This window comes from Bacillus sp. FSL R5-0286 (assembly GCF_038593245.1).
Lineage (GTDB): Bacteria > Bacillota > Bacilli > Bacillales > Bacillaceae > Bacillus > Bacillus altitudinis.
On the sequence record NZ_CP151977.1, the window covers coordinates 1657357 to 1680903 of the forward strand.

The window sequence follows — 23547 nt, forward strand, 5'->3', positions numbered from 1 at the left end:
AGTGGAAGCGGAACTCAATCTTCGCAAGATAAAATTTGCCGCTTTTGACTTGGATGGAACATTAATTGATGACAGAGGCGAGCTTATTGGTGATGTCCATGGCGCAGTGAACATGCTGCGCCAAAGAGGCATTATACCCATTATTGTGACAGGAAGAACCTATGATTCTTTCTTCTCTCTGGATTTAGATCGATCTCTACTCGCCTTATTTCATCATGATGTTTTGTTGAATGATGGGAATGTCATTTGTCATCATGAAAAGAAAACATTTGAGGTGAAGCGGTATGTAGATGCAGCTTTATGCCAACAGATCATCACATCACTTGATGGAAAAGCTGAATTTGTCATGGAATCTCATGGGAAGCACGTGGCATCAAGTAAAAGTGCTAAGTTGAAATACTGCATGCTATACACCTTTCCACGAGAAAAAATAGAGGTTGGTCACAAGAAAGAATTCAACTTTGAGCGTGTCACAAAACTATTTATTTTACCAAAAGAAAAAGTGGATCTTGCTCGACAATTAAAAGATTGTCATTGCGACGTAGCAGATGCCCAGTTTTTAAATGCTCAAGTCATATCTCCAAAAGGGATTTGTAAGGCAGACATGCTTGAGCACCATTTATTCGATTGTTTTGGAGAAAGAGATTTAGATCGTGTGATTGCCTTTGGAAATGGTCATAATGACAGGCTGATGCTGAAGAAGGTCAAGTGGGGGCTAGCCGTTCAAGATAGTCATCCGTCGGCGATTGAGTTAAGTGATGTTCATTTACAGGAGCCTATTTCTGATTATCTATTTAAAGTTTTACAATCATTTGAAACGCCGCACGTTATCAATGAAAAGGGAGGTATTTAGTTGAGGACCCTTCAACTGCCTTTACCAGAAGCATTAGAAGATACAATGATATCGGATTTTATGGAAAGAGTTTCATTTCTATCTGCTCATATTGTGCACGTGGCTCTTAACGAAGAGGAATCTATGATTGAAGTAACCGTAGATAAAATGGGAGACAAGGAGGCAATATCAACTGCGTTTTCGAATCTATCGTCAAATATCGCACAGTTGCGGAGATTTCGTGAAAAAGAAATAAAGTCAAATATTCATTTATCTAGTGAGCCTGTTCATTCGAAACTAAGCGAGGAAGATCAGAAAAGATCCTTCTATGATGAAGTTGAATTGGAACTTTCAAACTACTTTGATCAATTATTTTTAAATATAGGGATTTCACTTGGAGCGAAAGTAAGGCGATACCCTTCGACGATCAGTAAAGATTTAATGGAAAAATGTAAGTATCATACGAATTTTCCACAAAATATTTATTCTGTTTTTGAGATCCCTCATGATTATCAAATCATTGATGATATTCGAGAAAAGCATCATGGTTTTCAGCCTGAACACTTCCAGCAGGCAGGCCGTTTTTTACAGCCGTGTATTTGTTATCACTGCTATGAGGAATGGGAAGGGAAGACGTATACAGACAATCAAATGATGACAGCAGCGGGGCAATGTTTTAGACATGAAATCTCTTGGAAAGTGGACCCTCTCAGGAAAATAGAATTTAGTATGCGCGAAATTGTCTTTATTGGTCATCAAGAATTTATCAATGAAACGAGAAAAACACTCCTTGAGAACACATGGGAATGCTTTCATCAACTTGGTCTAAGTGGAAAGGTCACGACCGCAAATGACCCTTTTTTCTTTTATGATGATATGGATAAAGCGAATTATCAATTAATGGCTAATAGCAAATATGAATTAGTCGCTGTCACAGAAAAGAAAGACGTTTCAATCGCTTCTTTTAACGACTGCGGAGAGATGCTTTGTGAAAGGTTCCATATTAGCGGAGAAGATGGTATGCCGCTTTATTCAGGTTGTGCGGCATTTGGGATCGATCGTTGGGTTCAAGTGTTTTTACAAACATACGGTCGAAATCGAAAGGATTGGCCGAAAGACATGCTTCATTTAAAGGAGGAGCGCTATGCTGCAAAGTAATCTGACTCAAGAAGAACATACAGCTCTCACTTTATCCACTCCTTTTTTAAAAGCCAGTCAAATTGAAGAGATGCAGGAGCTTTTGTATAAGCAGCAAGACTGGAATGTCATTCTCGGAATGCTGCATGTTCACCGGACAGCAGGCATTGCGTGGAAGAATATTAAACGTTATGCCATTCATTTAAGAAAAGAGTTTAAAGCGACTTATTTTTTAAAGTCATTAGAGATTATGTATAAGGGTCAACTAGAAACGGCTCGAGACAATATCAAGTTAAATGATCAGTTATTTCAAGCACTTGATCAAAAAGGAATTGAATATGCCATTGTAAAAGGAAGTGTGATTGGCCAGTGGGCATACGGTGATGTTGGGCTTCGCTTGTTTGGGGACAACGATCTCTTTATCTCACAAGATCAGCTGCAAGAAACTGGACACGTATTAAACGAATTAGGCTATATTCAAGGTTCTTGGAACTATGAAACGGAGACAGTCACACCTGCCAAACGCAAAGACATCCTTTACCTCATCATGAACTCACATCAAACCTACACCTATATGAAACCTACACCAGATTGCCGCTTTATTGATTGTCATAAAATTGATGTTCAGTTTTCAGTTGACCTCATGACAGGGAACCGAACGGATTCAATCGTCAAAGAAATGCTGTCTAGACGAATTCAAACGTCTGTTGACGAGCACCTTGTATGGTCTTTAAAAGAAGAGGATATGCTTCTTTTCCTATGTATTCATTTTTATAAAGAAGCGATTTATTTAAATGAAGTGGAGTCAATGAAAGATTTACTGCTTTATAAACTGCTAGATATATATGGCATGTTTATGAAGGAAGACCTACTTGATGTGGATTTGTTTGTCCGCCAGACGAAAGCGTATGGCTTTGAAAAGATGGTCTATTTTGCTTTTCATTATGTGAATGAGGTCTTTCCTCAAACGATTCCTGAACTTGTCATGGATGCACTTCAGCCTGAATCGCTTACTTATTTATCCGAAGTGCTGGATGCAAATGATGTCGTTCATACTTGGAATCAACCAATTCGTAAACGATTCTTTCATATTAATCGATCTTTAGATATTAACAAGCATTCTGTGCATAAGGAGTAGTGTCATGAAAGATCCGGCATCGCTATTTGATTTTAAGGGAAGAAATGACGTGATTTGGTATGGAAATATGAATCAAGAACAAAGCTGGGATCAAACAAGAGCGTTACCAGTCATGACAGACCATGTTCAAAATGATCTGGTTCTTCAGCAAGAACAACAACTGCTTTTGATTGCATCTAAAGAGCATCATGTCATCTTGCATCATCAGCCTGATAAAGCTTTTTTAGCCTATTTGGAAAATCAAGGTGTCCAGCTTCCGCATATGACTCAACTAGACCATGCATTTAAATTAAATGGACTGATTGTACCGTATCTTTTAGATGAATCCCTTGAAAAAGAAGCATTGATTGAAAAAAGAACGATATACGGCTCAAATGCTACACTCGTAAAGCGGTTCAATCATAAGATTTCTACTAGAAGATGGGCAGAAGAACATCAGTTTAACGTCACATGCGGCGCTATCTGCCATCATGCTGACGAATTAAAACAGACGTATGAAGAATTAAAGGCGAAGAATTTCTCAAAAATGGTTCTGAAAATACCTTATGGATCATCTGGGAAGGGGCTGCGTATTTTAAAAAGTGACCGAGAATTTATCCAGCTGCTGACCTTTATTGAAAGAAGGAATATCGAAACGGATTTGCTCTTAGAGGGATGGCATCCGATTAAACGGTCCTTAAATGCCCAATTGCTCATTCAAGAGGAGGGGTCACACTTACTCTCCATTACAGAGCAGAAAATCAATGAGGACGGCATTTACTTAGGGACAGATTTTGCGCCTGTGTATGAATTGGATAAAAAACGTGAATACGAAGCAAGTATGCATCGAATCATAGAGCTTCTTTATGATGAAGGGTATCGTGGTGTGGTTGGTGTCGATTCAATTATTGATGAAAATGAACAGCTCATACCGATCATTGAAATAAATGCCCGGTTCACACAGGTCACTTATTTACTCCCGCTGATTTGTCGTTTTTTTTCAACCTACGAATATATCGAAAGCCGCTTTAAAAGATTCTCATGCCGCGCTGACCTGCCATTTGAAGATGTCTTAACGGAGGTAACAGAAGCACTTAATCCGGGAGAAGATGGCGGGTTCTTTATTTATACTTTTGGTAAGACGAGATCTGATGATATGTGGCACTATCGATTGTTTATCTTGTTTTACCATATGAAGAAGGACAAGCAGATTCATATGCTGACAATGTTTGATGAGATGGAATTTTCATCAGAAAGGAGGAGGAGAAGTGCTGGAAAATGACTTTACGCTCTTAGAGAAAGCGAATCGTTATGGGACGCCGATGTATGTATACGATGGAGATGCATTGAAAGAGCACTATGAGCACATTACATCATGGCTCCATCAAACAGCTGAGGTGTTCTTTTCATTTAAGTCCAATGGAAATGTCTCGATTGCATCATTGTTACGGTCTTTTGGAGCTGGTATAGAAGTGGCTTCTGAAGGAGAGCTTTTCATGGCGATAAAAGCAGGTTATTCACCGCAGCAAATCATTTTTTCTGGACCGGGTAAGCAGAAGGAAGAGATTGATACCGCTGTTCAGCATGAGATCTATTGTATTATCGCCGAATCTAAGGAAGAACTCACCTACATCGCTGAGTCTGCAAAACGTCAAGACAAGCAGGCATCAGTAGGCATTCGGATCAATCCAGAATCAATTGAGTCACGGGCCAAAATAAAAATGGGCGGAGTTCCAAGTCCGTTTGGAATAGATGAATCTAAACTGAATGATGTATTTGATCTGTTTCAGAAGTATGATCATTCGCTGCTATTTAAAGGGATTCATATGTATCTGGGAACTCAAGTTCTTGATGAAACATCGCTTTTATCATCGTTTGAATACACACTTAACACAGCTGTTCGAATCAAGAATGAATATGGACGAACATGCCAGATGGTTGATTTAGGTGGCGGTTTTGGCATTCCGTATTTTCAGCATGAAACCCCGCTTCATGCTGAAAGGCTATTTCAACACGTAGCGGATTTGATTAGATCATATGAAACGGAGCTTGAATTTCCGAGGTTTATTATAGAAATGGGGAGATTTCTTTTAGCAGAATGTGGTGTTTATTTAACAACCATACAATATGTAAAAGAATCAAAAGGGCAGCCGTTTTTAATAGCAGATGGCGGGATGCATCATCATCAAGCGATGACGTTTAGAGGCAGACTGCTCCGCAATAATTACCCTATGCGGCTCATTAAACATTCCAGCAACACCGCAGACGTAGTGAAACAATCAATTGTTGGTCCACTTTGTACACCAGAAGACTTAATTGGCAGGCAGGTGGAGCTTCCGCAAGGGGAAGTAGGGGATCTTCTTTGTATTGAGAAATCTGGTGCATATGGACTGAGCTACAGCCCTACCTTATTTTTAGGTCATTCTTCTCCGCTTGAGCTACTGTTGTTTGAGGGGAACGATTATGTTGTGCGAGATAGAGGGGCCCCGGAAGATCTCTTATGGAAACAAAATAGATCACTCTTTAGACAAAGGAGGGGTGAAGATGAAACTGACAGAGCTTCGACAAGAAATGATTGATCGTCTCATTCACCAATTTTCAGAAAGAGCAGGGCAGCTGGATGCCGAATCTCGGTTCCCGCATCAGAATCTAGACGAGCTGATTGATTGTGGATTACATGTCGCCAATATGCCGAAACAAGACGGAGGTCTTGGATATGGATTTGAAGAAACGATCACCTTGTTGTCACACATATCTAAAGGGTGTGCGTCAACAGGCCTCATTATGGCAATGCATTACTATTCGCTCGGCGCATTTTCTGAAGTGCTGACAAGTGAGCAGCAGGCTTCGGTATTTGACGATATTCGGCATTCAGGAGAGTTCATCGCTTCTGTCAGCGACCCGAATGTGATTTTTATTTATCAGCGAAAGCAAATGGAGGGAATTCCAACCATCACCGCCGAAAAAACAGATGGCGGATATCTTGTGAGTGGAACTAAGTTTACTGTGACAGGTGCACCGCGCATTAAATATTTGCCAATCTATTGTGAGTATGCCCCGTCGTCATGTACATCTCAATATGGAATGACGGCGCTTTTAATGACATTACCGAGTGAAGGTGCTGCGGTGGAGGAATCGTGGAATTATTCGGGAATGAGAGCATCGATGAGTCATCACATTCATTTTGATCAAGTGTTTATACCCGATCATCAGCTCATCGGGCGGGAAGGCTACGCAATAGAAGATACTGAACATTTAATCTATTGGTTTCGTTTAGCTGTTACCGCTGTTTATTACGGGATTGCAAAGGCAGCATATGAACATGCCCTCGGTATGGCATATAAAAGGAATGATCGAATTTCTAAGAAGAAATCAGCCTTTTTACCAGGTCAACAATTTCGTATTGCAGATATGAAAATGAAATTAGATGTTGCACATTCTCAGCTCATGGCCTGTGCCCAGCAAGCAGATCGAGAAAAGAAACAAACTCATTACTCGAGTGAGTTGTATACGAAGACGCTGATTACTAAACACTTTGTGACGCAGGCGGCAGAAGAAATCGTGGAGCTGGCTTCTCAGGTCGAGGGTTTTTCTTCATTACAGCAAGGATCTTTGCTCGAGCGCTTAAGCCGAGATGTGAAAGCGGCAAAATTTCATCCGCCTTCAGAAGATGTATTAAAAGAAGTGATTGCGAAAAAAGAGCTGGGCATTATCCCGTTAAAAAATCGCTGGGTATGATGGCGGAAAAAAGGAGGAGACAGATGTGGCTACTGCAGCACCTATTTACCGAAACAATTATTTAAACTGTTCACAATTAACGATTGCAGCCATGCTTCTTAGACAAGGAATTCAAATCGACAGGATTTGGAGGCAAGCTGGTCTTGTTTATAGATCTCAAGACCAAGGATTTGTTTTGATCGGTTCCTTTAAACATTTTCGTGAAGATATTCTGCATCATAATGGCATTCATTTAGAAGAAATTTTTTACACCGAAGAGGAATTAGACCTCTATATGAATCGGGTATTTAAACAGCATCCTGAGAGAGGCACTGTGTCTGTTTCTTTAGATATATTTGAATTACCGTACTGTCCATTTTTTGAAAGAGAACATGGATATCATACATTGGAAGTACTTGAGGTGAGTGATGATCATGTAGTGATCAGTGACCATGCTTATTCCTATCATGGCACATTGAGTAAAGATCATTTGATGAAAGCCGCACGCTCTGTCTACGAACATACGCCTCGAACCGAAAATCGTTATAAATGGATCAAACAGGTTGATCTTGAGAAAGAACCGGATGTAATGAAAGTTTTAAAAGAGCATGTCGCCATATTAGAAGGTGCACCGCCACATTTTGAATTGCCTGGAGCTATCACAGGACTTGACGCAATTTCAGTCATTCAAAGAGATTATATAGATAGTATCAAAGGTGATGAAAATGGTAATTTATTAGACAATGTTTATTTTGAAGGACTAAAGGATGTCGCCAACTCCAGAAAACATATGGTGACATTTTTATCATCATATGAAAATGAGCATTTACAACCCCTTATTCAAGCATTTGAAGATGCTTATCAAAGCTGGACAGTGCTTGCTAATTTTACAGCTAGAGTCGGCCTCAGCAAAAATCCTCGCAGTATGATTGAAAGGACGTCGAATCGGTTTCAAAAAACATTAGAAGTGGAGACAAGCCTTCTCACGCAACTAAAAGAGGTGATTCAAAATGAAAACCTATCAACCCCTCACTCTTCATGATTATGTCAATAACAGAGGCATCACATATCAAAATGAATATGAAAAAGGCCAATTAACCATTGGTGGGGCTTCTTTGCCGGCTGAGTTGGTCATGAACGTGAAAGACTCTTTGGTCGAAGGCATTCCTTTTCAGTTCATTTATCAAGATCAAGGAGACAATATTGAATTAGAGGGTCAATCTATTCAACTTCAGGCAGTTGAAGCAGAAGCGCTCCATGTCGTTGGCTGTTCATCTAATGGTAATCTCTACGAAAAGATGACATTATTACGAGAGGGTACCGTTGTCTTGGAGTCTCGTCTTTCATTAACCGATGTGATTGAACGTGAACCTGCATTTGATGATCGATTGGCTTATGCATTTGATTATATTCATACGGTAGCCGGCATCAATCACCATTTGACATCAAACCTATGGATTGATTCGCTTTCCTTCTCGCAAAAAATCGTTTTTGATGAAATCCGCTTTCAAGATAATCCATTTATGCATATTTTCGCAATGACGATCCAGCAGTCAGATCATTGATGGAAGGGAGCCATGTCTATGTGCGGCATTGCAGGTTATTGTCATTTTAACAAAGCACCACTTGATCCACACATCTTACTGAAGATGAAAAACGCACTTAGTGTGCGTGGACCTGATGATAGTGGTGTATATCAAGACGACTCAGTTGGTTTGGTTCATACGCGGCTTTCCATTATCGATATTCAATCTGGGCCGCAGCCAATAACAAATGAAGATGAGTCTATTTGTGTGATTTTAAATGGCGAGATTTATAATTTCCAAGAATTAAGAGAGGACTTATGGAATAAAGGTCATACGTTTCGTACGCTGACAGATACAGAAGTACTTGTTCATGGCTATGAAGAATATGGGATTTCTTTTATTGAGCAATTAAATGGAATGTTTGCAGCTGCGATATGGGATCAAAAGAAGAAAGAATTCTTTTTATTTAGAGACCGGTCTGGGATTAAGCCGCTTTATGTTTCAGAATGTAGAGGAGGGCTTATTTTCGGATCGGAAATGAAGGCTCTTCTTCAGCATCCAGATATACAAATTGCCATTCAGCCTGAGGCTGTCCTTAGTTATTTATCCTTCCGTTATGCGATCGGCGAGCAAACTTTCTTTCAAGGAATTCAAACATTACCCCCAGGTGTCATCTTGAAAATAGATGAAACAGGAATGACAAAAGAGGCCTATTGGCAATATCCTTTCCCATCTGATGGAATTGATAAGGGAGAACGTTATTATCAAAAGGGATTGTTTGAATTACTTCAAGATAGTGTGCAAAAACAAATGATGTCTGATGTACCTGTAGGAGCTTTTTTGAGTGGAGGAGTGGATTCGACTTCGATTGTTGCTTTGATGTCCAAATATGCGAACGAGAATATTCACTGTTTTTCGACCAGCTTTGAAGAGGAAGGCTTTTCTGAAGAAAGCTATGCCAAACTCGCGGCAGATCAATACAATGTCAAGCTTCACTCACATCGAATGAGTGAAGAAGAATACTTTCAATTATTGCCAGAAGTTGTGAAACGAAGAGATCATCCTCTTTCCATTCCTCATGAAGTCGCTTTTTACCATATGTCACGTGAAGCAAAAAAGCATGTAACGGTTGTTTTGTGTGGTGAAGGAGCGGACGAATTGTTTGCAGGGTATGGTCGTGTATTTAGGAGTCCTTCAGATTGGCGTAAAATTTTATGGCTTCAAAAAAACCGAAAGCTGTCATCGATCCTTTCAAAGGTATTATTTGAACCATCCTTTCAACAGCAGGTGCATCAATTTATCCATCTTGATGGGGAAATGGAACATTATAAAAAAAGATATGCTTGGTTTACGGATAGCGAAAAAGAGCAGCTTTTAGGTCAGCAAGCTCATTCAATTGATTCTGCTGATTTGCACATGAATCAGTTGATCGCCCATTGCTTTAAAGAGATGGAAGGGGCGTCGTATGAAAACAAACTGCTCTATTTATTTCAACAAATCCATTTACCCAACTTGTTAGACCGGCTTGATATGATGACGATGTCACATGGACTAGAAGCACGTGTACCGTTTCTTGATCATCGCATCATCCAATTTGTCAACGATATGCCTTTCAAGTACAAACTTCCTTATAAAGGGCTACCTAGCAAAGTGCAAGCATTTTTCCAATCGAGCCTTAAAACAAGTGAGGTCCAAGATATTCCGAAATATATGTTGAAAAAGACAATGGAGCAAACGGTGGATAAGCGTATATTATATAGAAGAAAAATGGGTTTTCCGGTTCCGGTGTATCATTGGATGAACAAAAGAATGGGAGAAATCGAAGAGAAACTTCTTGATCAACAAAGCTTTGCAACACAATTATTTCAAAAAGAGCCGCTAGAACAATTTTTGCGACATCATTCGAATCAGAAGAACAAAAATGGAGCGGACCAAAAAGTGTGGATGCTTTACAACTTGGAATTATGGCATGATCACTATATCAAAGGGGCGCGTCTTCCGCTCCAAACCAGTCATTAAGAGGCCCGGTCTATTCCCCCGCCCTGTTGCATATATGATATGGAAGGGGAGTGATGCGATTTTGAGGCTGAGTGAGCTGTCAGGAAAAGAGATCGTCGATATTAAAAGAGCGGAGCGGCTTGGCGTGCTTGGACAAACCGACCTTGAAATAAATGAACAGGACGGTCAAATTACAGCACTCATCATACCTTGCGTCAAATGGTTTGGCTTTCGAAAACAAGGAAATGACATCCGCGTTCCGTGGAATCACATTCAAAAAATAGGATCAGATATGATCATTCTCGATGTGCCTGAAGAACTTCAGCCGCACGGAGAAAAAGAGCACCCATCATAAAAGGGTGCTCTTTTTCTTTTCTCTCTCCGATTTGTTCACAGGCTGAATCCTCTCCTCATATGCTGAAAGGGAGATTCGGAAAATATTACAGACTTTTTTAAATAAAGAAGGTGAACGGTCAGTATGTTGAGCGGTTTAACGGTTGCGGTGATCGGGGGAGATGCTAGGCAGCTTGAAATCATTCGCAAGCTGTCACAGCAGCATGCCAAAGTGTTTTTGGTCGGATTTGATCAGCTGGATCATGGATTTATTGGTGCTGAAAAGCTGAAAATGTCAGAGCTTCCATTTGAACAAGTGGATAGTATGATCCTTCCGGTATCAGGTGCTACAGACGAAGGGGTCGTTGCCACCGTTTTTTCAAATGAGAAGGTCGTGCTAGAAGCTAAATATTTAGAAAGAACCCCTGCACATTGTACCTTGTACTCAGGTATTTCTAATATGTACTTAGACAATATGGCAAAGCAGGTGAACCGGAAGCTTGTGAAGCTGTTTGAGCGAGATGATATTGCCATATATAACTCTATTCCAACAGTTGAAGGGATTATCATGATGGCCATTCAGCAAACGGACTATACGATTCATGGGTCACATGTCGCTGTTCTCGGACTTGGTCGAACAGGGCTCACCATTGCCCGCACATTTCGGGCGCTAGGTGCGGAAGTGAAAGTTGGTGCTGCGGATACAGCCCATTTAGCGCGAGCCTTTGAGATGGGACTTGATCCATTTTCAATGGACCGTTTAAAAGATGAAGTAACGGATGTCGACATCATCATCAATACGATTCCAAGCTTAGTATTAGATTCATCTGTCATCGTCAGCATGACACCAAAGACACTCATTTTGGATATCGCCTCCCGCCCAGGTGGAACAGACTTTGACTTTGCACAAAAGCATGGAGTGAAGGCACTTCTTGCACCAGGACTTCCAGGGATTGTGGCACCAAAGACAGCCGGGCAGATCATTGCAAAAGTGCTATCTGGGCTCTTATGTGAACTTGCGGAGGAAATAAGGGGGATGGAATCATGACTACACTAAAAGGGAAAAGAATCGGCTTTGGTTTAACAGGTTCTCACTGCACGTACGAAGCCGTTTTTCCGCAAATCGAATCACTCGTGAAAGAAGGGGCAGAAGTGCGTCCTGTCGTGTCATATACGGTGCAAAATACGAATACGAGATTCGGAGAAGGAGCGGACTGGATTGAGCGGATTGAGAAGCTGACAGGATTTCAAGCGATTGACTCAATCGTCAAAGCAGAGCCGCTTGGGCCTAAACTTCCACTTGATTGTATGGTCATTGCGCCTTTAACAGGCAATTCAATGGCGAAATTTGCAAATGCACTAACAGACAGTCCAGTCTTAATGGCTGCTAAGGCGACCATTCGTAATCATCGCCCTGTCGTTTTAGGCATTTCCACCAATGATGCATTAGGTTTAAATGGTACAAATCTCATGAGACTCATGTCGACAAAGAACATTTTCTTTATTCCATTCGGCCAAGATGATCCATTCAAAAAACCGACTTCCATGGTAGCGCATATGGATCTACTGACGAAAACAGTAGAAGAGGCGCTCGAGCATAGACAAATTCAGCCCATTTTAATTGGATCAAACGAATAATAGATTCACTAGAAAATCATGAAAGATTCAAAAAAGGTACTTCAAGCCTTGCTTTTCTATGGTAAAATAAAATGTAAAAAGTCATAGGATGGCCATCCGAAAGAAAAGAATCATGGATGGGTCGGAAGGAGTTTTACTGATGGGAAGAGGATTGCATGTAGCTGTAGTTGGAGCGACTGGAGCTGTCGGTCAACAAATGTTAAAAACACTAGCTGACAGAGATTTTGAAATGGATACACTTACTCTACTATCCTCAAAACGTTCTGCTGGAACAAAAGTGACATTCAGAGGTCAAGAGTATACCGTTCAAGAAGCAACACCTGAAAGCTTTGAAGGGGTCAATATTGCACTATTCAGTGCGGGAGGAAATGTTTCCAAAGCGCTAGCTCCTGAAGCAGTCAAACGAGGTGCAATTGTTGTCGATAATACAAGTGCTTTTCGTATGGACGAAAATACCCCTCTTGTCGTACCAGAGGTAAACGAAAAAGATTTGCATGACCATCAAGGGATCATTGCAAACCCTAACTGTTCAACGATTCAAATGGTGGCGGCGCTAGAACCGCTTCGTCAAGCGTATGGCATGAAAAAAGTCATTGTGTCTACTTACCAAGCAGTATCAGGTGCAGGACATGAAGCCATTGACGAACTGTACAGCCAGTCGCAAGCCATTTTAAATAAAGAAGATGTGAAACCAGAAGTCATGCCTTATCAAATTGCCTTTAATGCGATTCCGCAAATTGATAAATTCCAAGACAATGGCTATACATTTGAAGAAATGAAAATGATCAATGAAACGAAAAAAATCATGCACTTGCCAGAGCTGGAAGTAGCGGCAACATGTGTGAGACTGCCAATTGAAACGGGTCATTCAGAATCGGTTTACGTTGAACTTGAATCAAATGACGCAACGGTTGATGACGTCAAGTCCATCCTAAAAGATGCACCAGGCATCACATTACAAGATGATCCGTCTCAGCAAATTTATCCAATGCCTGCAGATGCTGTTGGTAAAAACGACGTATTTGTCGGCCGCATTCGGAAGGATTTGGATCGTCCAAATGGCTTCCATATGTGGATTGTATCTGATAACCTGCTAAAAGGCGCTGCATGGAACTCCGTTCAAATTGCAGAAAGCTTACGAGCATTAAAATTAGTTTAACATTCAATGGATGATGAGGACGAATAGAAGAGAGTTAGGCATCTTTCGCCTGCTCTCTTCTGTTACGTCAGAATGAACTTGGAGTGAAAACAGTGAAAATAATTGTCCAAAAATTTGGCGGTACATCTGTCAAAGATGATCAAGGGAGAAAAAGGGCACTTGCACATATCCTATCTGCAAAAGAGAAAGGCTATAAATCGGTCGTTGTCGTGTCTGCGATGGGACGAAAAGGCGATCCTTATGCGACAGATACGCTGCTTGGTCTGCTTTACGGCAATGCGCAGCATATGACAAACCGAGAAAAAGATTTACTCGTGTCTTGCGGAGAAAATATTTCAGCTGTTGTTTTTTCAAGTATGCTGAATGAAAACGGGCTAAAGGCTGTAGCGATGACTGGATCACAGGCAGGCTTTGTGACAGATAAAGAACATACAAATGCGAAAATTATTGACATGAAGTGTGAACGTCTTGAGGCGGCACTTTCAGAGCATGATGTGGTTGTCGTTGCTGGATTCCAAGGCGCTGCAAAAAATGGAGACGTGACAACAATCGGACGAGGCGGCAGTGATACGTCAGCTGCTGCGTTAGGCGCTGCATTGCAGGCAGATTTCATCGATATTTTTACAGATGTAGAAGGGGTCATGACAGCAGATCCCCGTATCGTAGAAAATGCAAAACCACTGAGAGTCGTGACATACACAGAAATTTGTAACCTCGCATACCAAGGGGCAAAAGTCATTCACCCTAGAGCTGTTGAAATTGCCATGCAAGCAAAAGTACCAATGAGGGTCCGTTCAACATACTCTGATGATGAGGGCACACTCGTGACATCACACTACTCAGATAAAATGAGTCATGATGTGTACGACCGCCTGATTACGGGTATTGCACATGTCAATGATGTCACACAAATCAAAGTCCCAGCTAAAGAGGGACAGTACAGCGTACAAACAGAAGTCTTTAAAGCAATGGCAAATGCCCAAATCAGTGTCGATTTCTTCAACATTACACCGAGCGAAATCGTCTATACGGTGACAGGTGCAACGACTGAAAAAGCAACGGCGATCCTAAAAGATCTGGGCTATACGCCGATTGTCACGACAAACTGTGCAAAGGTATCAGCTGTTGGAGCAGGCATTATGGGTGTACCAGGTGTCACATCTAAAATTGTATCTGCACTATCTGAGCAAAATATTCCGATCTTACAGTCCGCTGACAGTCATACGACGATTTGGGTGTTAGTGAACGAAGAAAACATGAGAGCGGCTGTTAATGCCCTTCATGAAGTGTTTGAACTTTCAAGATAAATGTGATTGAATCATGATGAGGTGAAAAAAATGAATTTCGGAAATATCGCAACAGCTATGATTACACCTTTTGATAAAAAGGGCAACATTGATTTCCAAAAGCTATCAATTCTCATTGATTACTTGTTAAAAAACGGCAGTGACTCTTTAGTCGTTGCAGGGACAACAGGCGAATCGCCAACTTTATCGACTGAAGAAAAAGTCGCTCTTTTTCAGCAATCGGTGAAATTAGCAAATGGTCGTTGTAAAATCATTGCAGGAACAGGCAGTAATAACACAAATGCGTCTATTAAACTAACGAAAAAAGCAGAAGAAGCGGGCGTTGATGCAGTGATGCTTGTCGTACCTTACTACAACAAGCCATCACAGGAAGGCATGTATGCACACTTTAAAGCAATTGCCGAGTCTACATCTCTTCCTGTCATGCTTTACAATGTACCAGGAAGAACGGTTGCTTCATTAGCACCAGAAACAACGATTAAACTTGCGCAAATACCGAATATTGTCGCAATCAAAGAAGCAAGCGGTGATCTAGATGCCATGACAAAAATCATTGCAGAGACACCAGAAGATTTTGACGTTTATTCTGGTGACGACAGCCTAACGCTTCCTGCGGTTGCGGTTGGTGCAAAAGGAGTCGTCTCTGTGGCTTCTCATATCGTAGGCCTTGATATGCAGCAAATGCTAAAAAGCTACGCTTCAGGACAAACAGCAAACGCAGCATTGATCCATCAAAAGCTGGTGCCGATTATGAACCAGCTGTTCTCAGCGCCAAATCCAACGCCTGTCAAAACAGCTCTTCAGCTGAAAGGATTAGATGTCGGATCTGTTCGACTCCCGCTTTTACCTTTATCAGAAGAAGAGAGACTGAATTTAAGCAGCGTATTAAACAGCTGATCAAAACAAAAAAATTCGTAAGCGGTCATTCTCAGATGTCCCTGAGTATGACCGTTTTTTATACATAAACACTTTCTTAAAATGTGACTTCATCTTGTTTTCTAAAATTAGATTCAGTTATAATAGCATTAAGCGATGATGGACGGGCTTGAGACTAGGAGGATAAGAATTTTGAAAAAGAAAAATACAGAGAACGTAAGAATTATTGCACTGGGAGGCGTTGGAGAAATCGGGAAAAACTTATATGTCATTGAGATTGATTCCGACATATATGTTGTAGATGCAGGACTCATGCATCCAGAAAACGAAATGCTAGGCATTGACGTGGTCATTCCTGATATCTCTTATTTAACAGAACGAGCTGATCGGGTGAAAGCAATTTTTCTTACCCACGGACATGATGAAGCAATCGGAGGCGTATTCCATTGCTTAAGCAAATTGTCTGTACCAGTTTACGGCACGAAGCTGACCCTTGCGTTACTTCGAGAAAAGTTAAAGCAATACGGCTTCAATCAAAAAGCTGATTTGCGAGAGGTTCATGCAAAGTCAGTCATTACATTTGAAACAACAAAGGTATCGTTCTTTAGAACGAATCACAGTATTCCTGATTCAGTCGGAATCAGCTTCAAAACATCTCTTGGTTCAATCGTATGCACAGGTGATTTTAAATTTGATCAAACCCCAGCGCTTAACCAAGCCTGTGACATCGGAGAGATTGCGAAAATTGGAAACAATGGCGTTTTAGCACTTCTTTCAGACAGTGCAAATGCTGAAAAACCAGGCTATACACCTTCTGAGGCGCTCGTCCAAGACGAAATCTCAAATGCGATGTACAATGCTGAAAATCGTGTGATTGTCGCTGTATCTTCATCAAATATTAACCGTGTACAGCAAATCATTAATGCCACAAACCAAAATGGCCGTAAGCTTGCAGTAGCAGGGAAAAATATGATGACAACTCTTCAGCTTGCGATCAAACTTGGTTATGTGACAGCAGACGAAGAATTATTTGTTCCAGTCCAAGAAGTGAAAAAAATGGCGAAAAACAGTGTGGTCATTCTCACAGCAGGAAGCCACGGTGAGCCTCTCGCTGCTTTAACAAAAATGGCGAAACAAAATCACAAACAGCTTCATATTGAAAAAGATGACACGGTTGTGATTGCGTCTACACCTCTTCCAGGACAAGAACTCACCTATTCAAAAACGGTAGATTTCCTTACAAGAAGCGGAGCACAAGTGATTTTTGCTCAAAAACGTGTGCATGTATCTGGACATGGCTGTCAAGAAGAGTTAAAGCTCATGCTGAACTTACTGAAGCCAAAGTATTTAATTCCAGTAAACGGCGAATATCGCATGCAAAAAGCACATTCTCGTATTGCTGAAGAAGTGGGCATGAAACGAAGCGACATTTTCTTAATTGATAAAGGGGATGTTGTGGAATTTAGAGGTCAAAACGTCAAAATCGGTGAAAAAGTACATCAAGGGAACATTTTGATCGACGGTCTTGGTGTTGGTGATATTGGGAATATTGTCTTACGTGATAGACGCCTATTGTCTCAAGATGGCATCTTAATTGTGGTCATTACGCTCGATAAACAAAAGAAACAATTAATTTCAGGACCTGAGATCATCACAAGAGGATTTGTTTATGTAAGAGAATCCGAAGAGCTGATTGTGAAAGCAACAGAAATGGTCAAAGGGATTGTGAAAGAGCAAACGGAAAACTCAATTGTTGAATGGTCAACACTGAAACAATCCATGCGCGATGTACTAAATCAATTCCTATATGAAAAAACAAAACGTAAGCCAATGATCATTCCAATTATTATGGAAGTGTGATGAGAAAAGTCCAAAGAGCACAAGCTCTTTGGGCTTTTTTGATGTGACATGATGAATGCGGATGGAATGTGACGATCTTGTTCATAATAGGAGGAGAGTTTTTAGGAAAGGATGGAGACAAATGGACGAACAGAATGAACAGCAGCCTGAGCGAAAACCAGAAGAAAAAGATAGCATTATGAGCAAAATACAACAGCTTGGTGAAACAGCCGTCCCGCAGTTGTCACAAGATACAAACATACATTGCCTGACTATTATTGGACAAATTGAAGGGCACATGCAGCTGCCGCCACAAAATAAAACAACCAAATACGAACATGTCATTCCACAAATCGTAGCAGTTGAACAAAACCCAAAAATTGAAGGGCTTCTAATCATTTTAAATACAGTGGGCGGCGATGTAGAAGCAGGACTAGCCATTGCAGAAATGCTCGCTTCTTTATCCAAACCGACTGTATCCATTGTGCTTGGCGGCGGCCACTCTATTGGGGTCCCAATCGCCGTATCGTGTGATTATTCATACATTGCCGAAACAGCAACGATGACCATTCACCCTGTACGCTTAACCGGTCTAGTCATCGGTGTTCCGCAAACCTTTGAATACTTAGATAAAATGCAGGAAAGAGTCATAAATTTTGTCACGAGTCACTCAAACATTACAGAAGAAAAATTTAAAGAGCTTATGTTCTCTAAAGGCAATCTAACAAGAGACATTGGGACAAATGTCGTTGGCCATGAGGCGGCGGAATACGGGCTGATGCATGAAGTCGGCGGCGTTGGACAAGCGATTAAAAAGCTGAACGAGCTTATTGGAGAACGGGCTGCACAAAACGAGGGGCTGATCCAATGATTTTATATACACCTATGCCTTATGAAGCCATTTACGCTGAGGAACAAGGAGAACGCAAACTCCAGCAGGTAAACATTCAGGGCGTGCCAGTGATGGTTGAAATGAAAGAAGATGAAGCGGAAATCGTTCAAGTAATGAGTACGAATCCAATGGACTTTTTGAATCAGGAGCTTGCACCAGGTAAGCGATTGAAGTTACATTTAGGCACCAATCAAACCGACTCATATGAATGATTCTATGCTATAATAAAGGGAAAACTTACAACAAGATGCAGCCAAAACCAGGCTGCTTTCTTTCTGATCTTTTCGTAGGTTATATTTTCTTTTGTAGTAAGGTGATGAGTATGGCGAAAAAGAGAAAACGTAAAACAAGAAAAAAACAAAATAAACAGCTAAAACTGAAATATGAACTAAATGGGTTAGTCTGTATTGCCATAGCGATCATTGCCATTTTACAGCTAGGTGTAGTTGGACAAACCTTTGTACATCTATTCCGATTCTTTGCAGGTGAATGGTTTATTCTCTGCCTTATCGGATTATTTCTTTTTGGTGTGACGATCTTTTGGAAAAAACAAATTCCTGATTTACTGACAAGAAGAAAAGCAGGTTTATACTGCATCATTGCGAGCATCTTGCTTTTGTCTCATGTGAAGCTTTTTCAGCATCTTTCAGCTGCAGGCGTGATAGGTTCTCAAAGTGTAATCAGAAATACGTTTGAGTTATTTTTAATGGATATGAAAGGTGAGACAGGCTCGCCCGATTTAGGAGGCGGTATGATCGGTGCCGTATTATTTGCGGCCTCCTATTTCTTGTTTGCACAAGCAGGGTCGCAAATCATGGCCATTGTGCTAATGCTGATCGGCATTGTTCTGATCACAAACCGGTCACTGCAAGAAATGGTCAAAAAAGTGACGCTGCCTGTATCACAATTTTTGGTGAAGCAGTGGAAAGCATTTATTGAAGATATGAAAGGCATAAGGCAGGCGAAAAAGAATGCACCTGCGCAGAGAACAAGTGAAAAGAAAAAACGTTCACGCATACAAGAAGAGGCCGAAGAAGATCATGATCAAATCTTGATCGAGGAAGAAGAGCAGGCTTCTGACAATCGTCAGCCGATTATCTCAAGTTTTGCTGATCGAGATGACATGCTCACACCGCCGGTTCAAAAAGATCAGCCGGTCAATGAGCCAGATCCTCTTCAAGAAACTGTACAAGGCACTCCGTCTCATGATATAGGGGATGAACCGAAAGAAGCTCCGCCTATGACGTTTACGGAGCTTGAAAATAAGGATTATGAGCTGCCATCGCTTGATATTTTAGCTGAGCCGCAGCATTCAGGTCAGCAAACAGATAAGAAGAATATTTATGAAAATGCAAGAAAGCTTGAAAAGACCTTCCAAAGCTTTGGTGTAAAAGCAAAAGTGACACAAGTTCATTTAGGGCCGGCCGTCACAAAATATGAAGTATACCCTGATGTCGGCGTGAAGGTAAGTAAGATCGTCAACTTGAGTGATGATCTAGCCCTTGCATTAGCAGCAAAAGACATTCGAATTGAGGCGCCGATTCCTGGTAAATCAGCCATCGGAATTGAAGTGCCCAACGCAGAAATTGCGATGGTTTCTTTAAAAGAGGTTTTAGAATCGAAACAAAATGACCGCCCAAATGCCAAGCTACTCATCGGACTGGGCCGAAATATTTCTGGTGAAGCTGTGCTGGCTGAAATGAACAAAATGCCGCATTTACTTGTGGCTGGCTCAACAGGAAGCGGAAAAAGCGTATGTATCAATGGCATTATCACAAGTATTCTCATGAGAGCAAAACCTCATGAAGTGAAGATGATGATGATTGACCCGAAAATGGTTGAATTAAATGTTTATAACGGCATCCCGCATCTGTTGGCTCCAGTTGTAACCGATCCTAAAAAAGCCTCACAGGCACTTAAAAAAGTGGTGAGTGAAATGGAGCGCCGTTACGAATTGTTTTCTCATACGGGCACAAGAAATATTGAAGGGTACAATGATTACATTAAACGAATGAATCAATCAGAAGAAGCGAAGCAACCAGAACTCCCTTATATTGTCGTCATTGTAGACGAGCTTGCTGATTTAATGATGGTAGCTTCCTCTGATGTGGAAGATTCCATTACAAGGCTTTCTCAAATGGCACGTGCTGCAGGGATTCATTTAATTATCGCCACACAGAGACCTTCGGTTGATGTCATTACTGGTGTCATTAAAGCCAATATTCCATCCCGTATTGCATTTAGCGTATCGTCACAAACCGATTCAAGGACCATTCTTGATATGGGAGGCGCAGAAAAATTGCTGGGCAGAGGGGATATGTTGTTTTTACCTGTCGGTGCGAACAAACCAGTTCGTGTACAAGGCGCCTTTTTATCAGATGAAGAAGTGGAACATGTCGTTGATCATGTCATCACACAGCAAAAAGCACAATATCAAGAAGAAATGATCCCAAGTGAAGAAACGCAAGATCAGCTTGGGGCTGTGGACGACGACTTATATGATGAAGCAGTTGAACTGATCATTGGTATGCAGACGGCCTCTGTTTCTATGCTGCAAAGGAGGTTCCGCATCGGTTATACCCGTGCTGCACGTCTTATTGACGCAATGGAAGAGCGCGGGGTTGTCGGACCATATGAAGGAAGTAAACCGAGAGAAGTCCTCCTCTCAAAAGAACAACATGACGAGCTCTCTTCATAATTCGAAGAGAGCTTTCCTAACATAAAGTTAACGATATATTGATTATGTTAACTGGATGTCAGACTATTTATTTATTTGCAAAAACATGATATAGTTATGTTCATCTTATCTCGGAATAGAGATTTCTCATCTTATCATTTGCATTGATTAGACGGAGGGAAAACATGTCGACCAAAACAGACAATCGCCATTTATATTTGAAAGTGATTGACCGTATTAAAGAAGATATTCAAACAGGCGTATATGCCGAAAAGGAAAAGCTGCCTTCTGAATTTGAGCTCTCAAAGCTTTTAGGCGTGAGCAGAGCGACACTTCGTGAAGCCCTTCGTATATTAGAAGAAGAGAAATATTTAATAAGAAGGCATGGTGTGGGGACTTTCGTCAACTCAAGACCGCTTTTTTCTACTGGCATTGAACAGCTGACAAGTGTTACAAAAATGATTGAACAGGTCAATATGACACCAGGTACCATCTTTTTGTCCTCACAAGAAGGGGAGCCGACGGAGAATGATGTCATTCGTTTTCAGTGTGATGAATCCGAGAAGGTTTTTTCAATGGAACGCGTTCGAACAGCAGATGGACAGCCAGTCGTCTATTGTTTAGATAAAATTCCGGTCAAACATCTTCCCGCTTCTTTTACTCACGAGGAAGAGTCGCTTTTTGAGCTGTTTGGCAGAGAACCGCACAGCGGAATTAAATATGCAGTGGCAGACATCGAACCGATTGGTTATCACGATCAGGTTTCACCGATACTAGAATGTGACCCAGAAACAGCGTTACTCTTACTGAAACAAATGCACTATGATCAAGATGATCAGCCGGTCTTATACTCGCTCAATTATTTTCGAGCGGATAAATTCAGTTTCCATGTCATACGTAAACGATTTTAACAAAGCAGTCGCTTCCATAGGCGGTTGCTTTTTGTTTGTCTATACATAAAACCCGTGAAACATGCCACACTAATACGTAACAGTATATAGAATTGGGTGAATGATGTTGGGCGAGAAAACAGTCAGTAAAAAGAATATTATTGCATTATCATCAGTGCCTCTAATCATGACGCTTGGGAACTCGATGCTAATACCCGTATTACCAGAGATAGAAAAGAAACTCTCAATCACTTCCTTTCAAGTGTCACTCATTATTACGGTATACTCCGTTGTGGCGATTTTGTGTATTCCGATTGCCGGTTATTTATCTGACCGAATGGGGCGGAAAAAGGTACTTTTGCCGTGTCTTTTAATCGCAGGACTTGGAGGAGCTGTGGCAGCTGTTGCCTCAACCATCATGAAAGAACCGTACATGTGGATTCTATTTGGCAGGGTCCTTCAAGGAGTTGGCTCAGCTGGGGCAGCACCTGTCGTCATGCCGTTTATTGGTGATTTGTTTCACGATGATGAAGAGGTAAGTGCGGGACTTGGAGCAATCGAAACCTCTAACACAGCTGGAAAGGTACTCAGTCCTATTATTGGGGCACTTCTCGCTTCTTGGTTTTGGTTTGTGCCGTTTTGGTTCATTCCATTCTTTTCAATCATCAGCTTTGTGATGGTACTGTTTATGGTTGAATCCGCAAAGAAAGAGGAAGATCCACCTACATTTAAAGAGTTTTTAAAATCAACAAAGACGATTTTTAAGCATGAAGGACGCTGGCTTTATGCCATTTTTGCTATTGGTGGTTTTATTATGTTTCTTCTTTTTGGCGTGCTCTTTTATTTATCAGATAACCTAGAGGCAGCGTATCAAATAACGGGTGTCAAAAAAGGCTTGCTGCTAAGTATCCCGCTCCTTTTCTTATCAATCAGCTCGTATATTGCGGGGAAAACAATCGGGAAAGAAAAGGGGAAAATGAGGATATTTCTCATCGTTGGTATGGCTCTTTTATCACTCTCGTATATATTTTTATGGTGGAATCACAGTTTTTACGTGTTGTTTGTCTGCTTAAGTATTGGCGGCGTAGGAATCGGCATTGTGCTTCCAGCACTTGATGCGTTGATAACAGAAGGTATTGAAAAAGAGCAGTGCGGAACCATTACGTCATTTTATAGCAGTATGCGTTTTATCGGTGTTGCTTTAGGACCTCCAATTTACGCATTTCTTATGGATAAAGGAGACGCCATCGTTTTTATTCTATCGACCATATGTAGTCTCATTTCATTATTTTTGGTCCTCTTTTTCATCCAGCCAGATGAAAAGGATGAAAGTGAACAATTGAAAACGGTTTAAACATAGAAAAAAGACGGTATTTTGCCATCTTTTTTCTTTTTTATAAATTGACATGTAAAATTTTGATAGTTAAACTAATGTATAGTAATATCTTTTAAATTATCCCAAATAGGAGGTGTTCAAAAACATTCATTTTCTGTCTTTGTTTTAAGGCAGAAATTGAGCTCGTGGCTGATGATGGATATGCGTTTCTTCAACACGAAAGGACAATTGAATAGGTCATCCTGCCATTAGCACGTTGAAGGAGACGAAGTC

General features: G+C 41.0%; 21 protein-coding genes. All 21 read left to right on the forward strand.

Annotated features, from left to right (window positions below; all coding sequences use genetic code 11):
• Nucleotide 1: 1 nt before the first annotated feature.
• Nucleotides 2–853: an HAD hydrolase family protein gene (locus NST24_RS08390; protein WP_342462529.1), complete on the forward strand. Its 852-nt coding sequence runs from the start codon at nucleotides 2–4 to the stop codon at nucleotides 851–853.
• Nucleotides 854–1990 carry an aminoacyl--tRNA ligase-related protein gene (locus NST24_RS08395; RefSeq protein WP_342462530.1) on the forward strand — a complete coding sequence of 379 codons (1137 nt, stop codon included), beginning with the start codon at nucleotides 854–856 and terminating at the stop codon, nucleotides 1988–1990.
• Nucleotides 1977–3107, forward strand: coding sequence for a nucleotidyltransferase family protein (locus tag NST24_RS08400; protein WP_041507277.1), 1131 nt, complete (start codon nucleotides 1977–1979; stop codon nucleotides 3105–3107). Before NST24_RS08395 ends, NST24_RS08400 begins: the two co-directional genes overlap by 14 nt.
• 4 nt (nucleotides 3108–3111) lie before the next feature.
• Nucleotides 3112–4368 (forward strand): ATP-grasp domain-containing protein, encoded by a 1257-nt coding sequence (locus NST24_RS08405; RefSeq protein WP_342462531.1) that lies wholly within the window; start codon nucleotides 3112–3114, stop codon nucleotides 4366–4368.
• Nucleotides 4355–5665: a type III PLP-dependent enzyme gene (locus NST24_RS08410; RefSeq protein ID WP_342462532.1), complete on the forward strand. Its 1311-nt coding sequence runs from the start codon at nucleotides 4355–4357 to the stop codon at nucleotides 5663–5665. Before NST24_RS08405 ends, NST24_RS08410 begins: the two co-directional genes overlap by 14 nt.
• Nucleotides 5631–6824 carry an acyl-CoA dehydrogenase family protein gene (locus tag NST24_RS08415; protein WP_327862075.1) on the forward strand — a complete coding sequence of 398 codons (1194 nt, stop codon included), beginning with the start codon at nucleotides 5631–5633 and terminating at the stop codon, nucleotides 6822–6824. Before NST24_RS08410 ends, NST24_RS08415 begins: the two co-directional genes overlap by 35 nt.
• A gap of 25 nt (nucleotides 6825–6849) precedes the next feature.
• Nucleotides 6850–7845 carry a hypothetical protein gene (locus NST24_RS08420; RefSeq protein ID WP_327862074.1) on the forward strand — a complete coding sequence of 332 codons (996 nt, stop codon included), beginning with the start codon at nucleotides 6850–6852 and terminating at the stop codon, nucleotides 7843–7845.
• Nucleotides 7814–8368: a hypothetical protein gene (locus NST24_RS08425; protein ID WP_041507274.1), complete on the forward strand. Its 555-nt coding sequence runs from the start codon at nucleotides 7814–7816 to the stop codon at nucleotides 8366–8368. Before NST24_RS08420 ends, NST24_RS08425 begins: the two co-directional genes overlap by 32 nt.
• A gap of 12 nt (nucleotides 8369–8380) precedes the next feature.
• A complete protein-coding gene (asnB, locus tag NST24_RS08430) occupies nucleotides 8381–10348 on the forward strand; it encodes an asparagine synthase (glutamine-hydrolyzing) (protein ID WP_342462533.1) in 1968 nt (655 codons plus the stop codon).
• Between the two features lie 61 nt (nucleotides 10349–10409).
• Nucleotides 10410–10682 carry a YlmC/YmxH family sporulation protein gene (locus NST24_RS08435; RefSeq protein WP_342462534.1) on the forward strand — a complete coding sequence of 91 codons (273 nt, stop codon included), beginning with the start codon at nucleotides 10410–10412 and terminating at the stop codon, nucleotides 10680–10682.
• A gap of 123 nt (nucleotides 10683–10805) precedes the next feature.
• Nucleotides 10806–11708 (forward strand): dipicolinic acid synthetase subunit A, encoded by a 903-nt coding sequence (gene dpaA / locus NST24_RS08440; protein WP_217967196.1) that lies wholly within the window; start codon nucleotides 10806–10808, stop codon nucleotides 11706–11708.
• Entirely contained in the window at nucleotides 11705–12298 is a 594-nt protein-coding gene (dpaB, locus tag NST24_RS08445; protein WP_017367267.1) for a dipicolinate synthase subunit B, read from the forward strand. Before dpaA ends, dpaB begins: the two co-directional genes overlap by 4 nt.
• Before the next feature lie 139 nt (nucleotides 12299–12437).
• Nucleotides 12438–13457, forward strand: a complete 1020-nt coding sequence (asd, locus tag NST24_RS08450; protein WP_017359063.1) for an aspartate-semialdehyde dehydrogenase — start codon at nucleotides 12438–12440, stop codon at nucleotides 13455–13457.
• Between the two features lie 92 nt (nucleotides 13458–13549).
• Entirely contained in the window at nucleotides 13550–14764 is a 1215-nt protein-coding gene (gene dapG, locus NST24_RS08455) for an aspartate kinase (protein WP_342462535.1), read from the forward strand.
• Between the two features lie 30 nt (nucleotides 14765–14794).
• Entirely contained in the window at nucleotides 14795–15661 is an 867-nt protein-coding gene (gene dapA, locus NST24_RS08460) for a 4-hydroxy-tetrahydrodipicolinate synthase (protein WP_008344717.1), read from the forward strand.
• Between the two features lie 171 nt (nucleotides 15662–15832).
• Nucleotides 15833–17500: a ribonuclease J2 gene (rnjB, locus tag NST24_RS08465; protein ID WP_008344715.1), complete on the forward strand. Its 1668-nt coding sequence runs from the start codon at nucleotides 15833–15835 to the stop codon at nucleotides 17498–17500.
• Between the two features lie 121 nt (nucleotides 17501–17621).
• Complete coding sequence (locus NST24_RS08470; RefSeq protein WP_008344713.1) at nucleotides 17622–18350, forward strand: ClpP family protease; 729 nt, start codon at nucleotides 17622–17624, stop codon at nucleotides 18348–18350.
• Nucleotides 18347–18583 carry a YlzJ-like family protein gene (locus NST24_RS08475; RefSeq protein WP_008344712.1) on the forward strand — a complete coding sequence of 79 codons (237 nt, stop codon included), beginning with the start codon at nucleotides 18347–18349 and terminating at the stop codon, nucleotides 18581–18583. The genes NST24_RS08470 and NST24_RS08475 overlap by 4 nt, the downstream gene beginning before the upstream one ends.
• A 110-nt stretch (nucleotides 18584–18693) precedes the next feature.
• A complete protein-coding gene (locus NST24_RS08480) occupies nucleotides 18694–21069 on the forward strand; it encodes a DNA translocase FtsK (protein ID WP_342462536.1) in 2376 nt (791 codons plus the stop codon).
• 164 nt (nucleotides 21070–21233) lie between these two features.
• Nucleotides 21234–21959, forward strand: coding sequence for a GntR family transcriptional regulator (locus tag NST24_RS08485; RefSeq protein WP_008344706.1), 726 nt, complete (start codon nucleotides 21234–21236; stop codon nucleotides 21957–21959).
• 100 nt (nucleotides 21960–22059) lie between these two features.
• Nucleotides 22060–23292, forward strand: a complete 1233-nt coding sequence (locus NST24_RS08490; RefSeq protein WP_342462537.1) for an MFS transporter — start codon at nucleotides 22060–22062, stop codon at nucleotides 23290–23292.
• Nucleotides 23293–23547 lie beyond the last annotated feature (255 nt).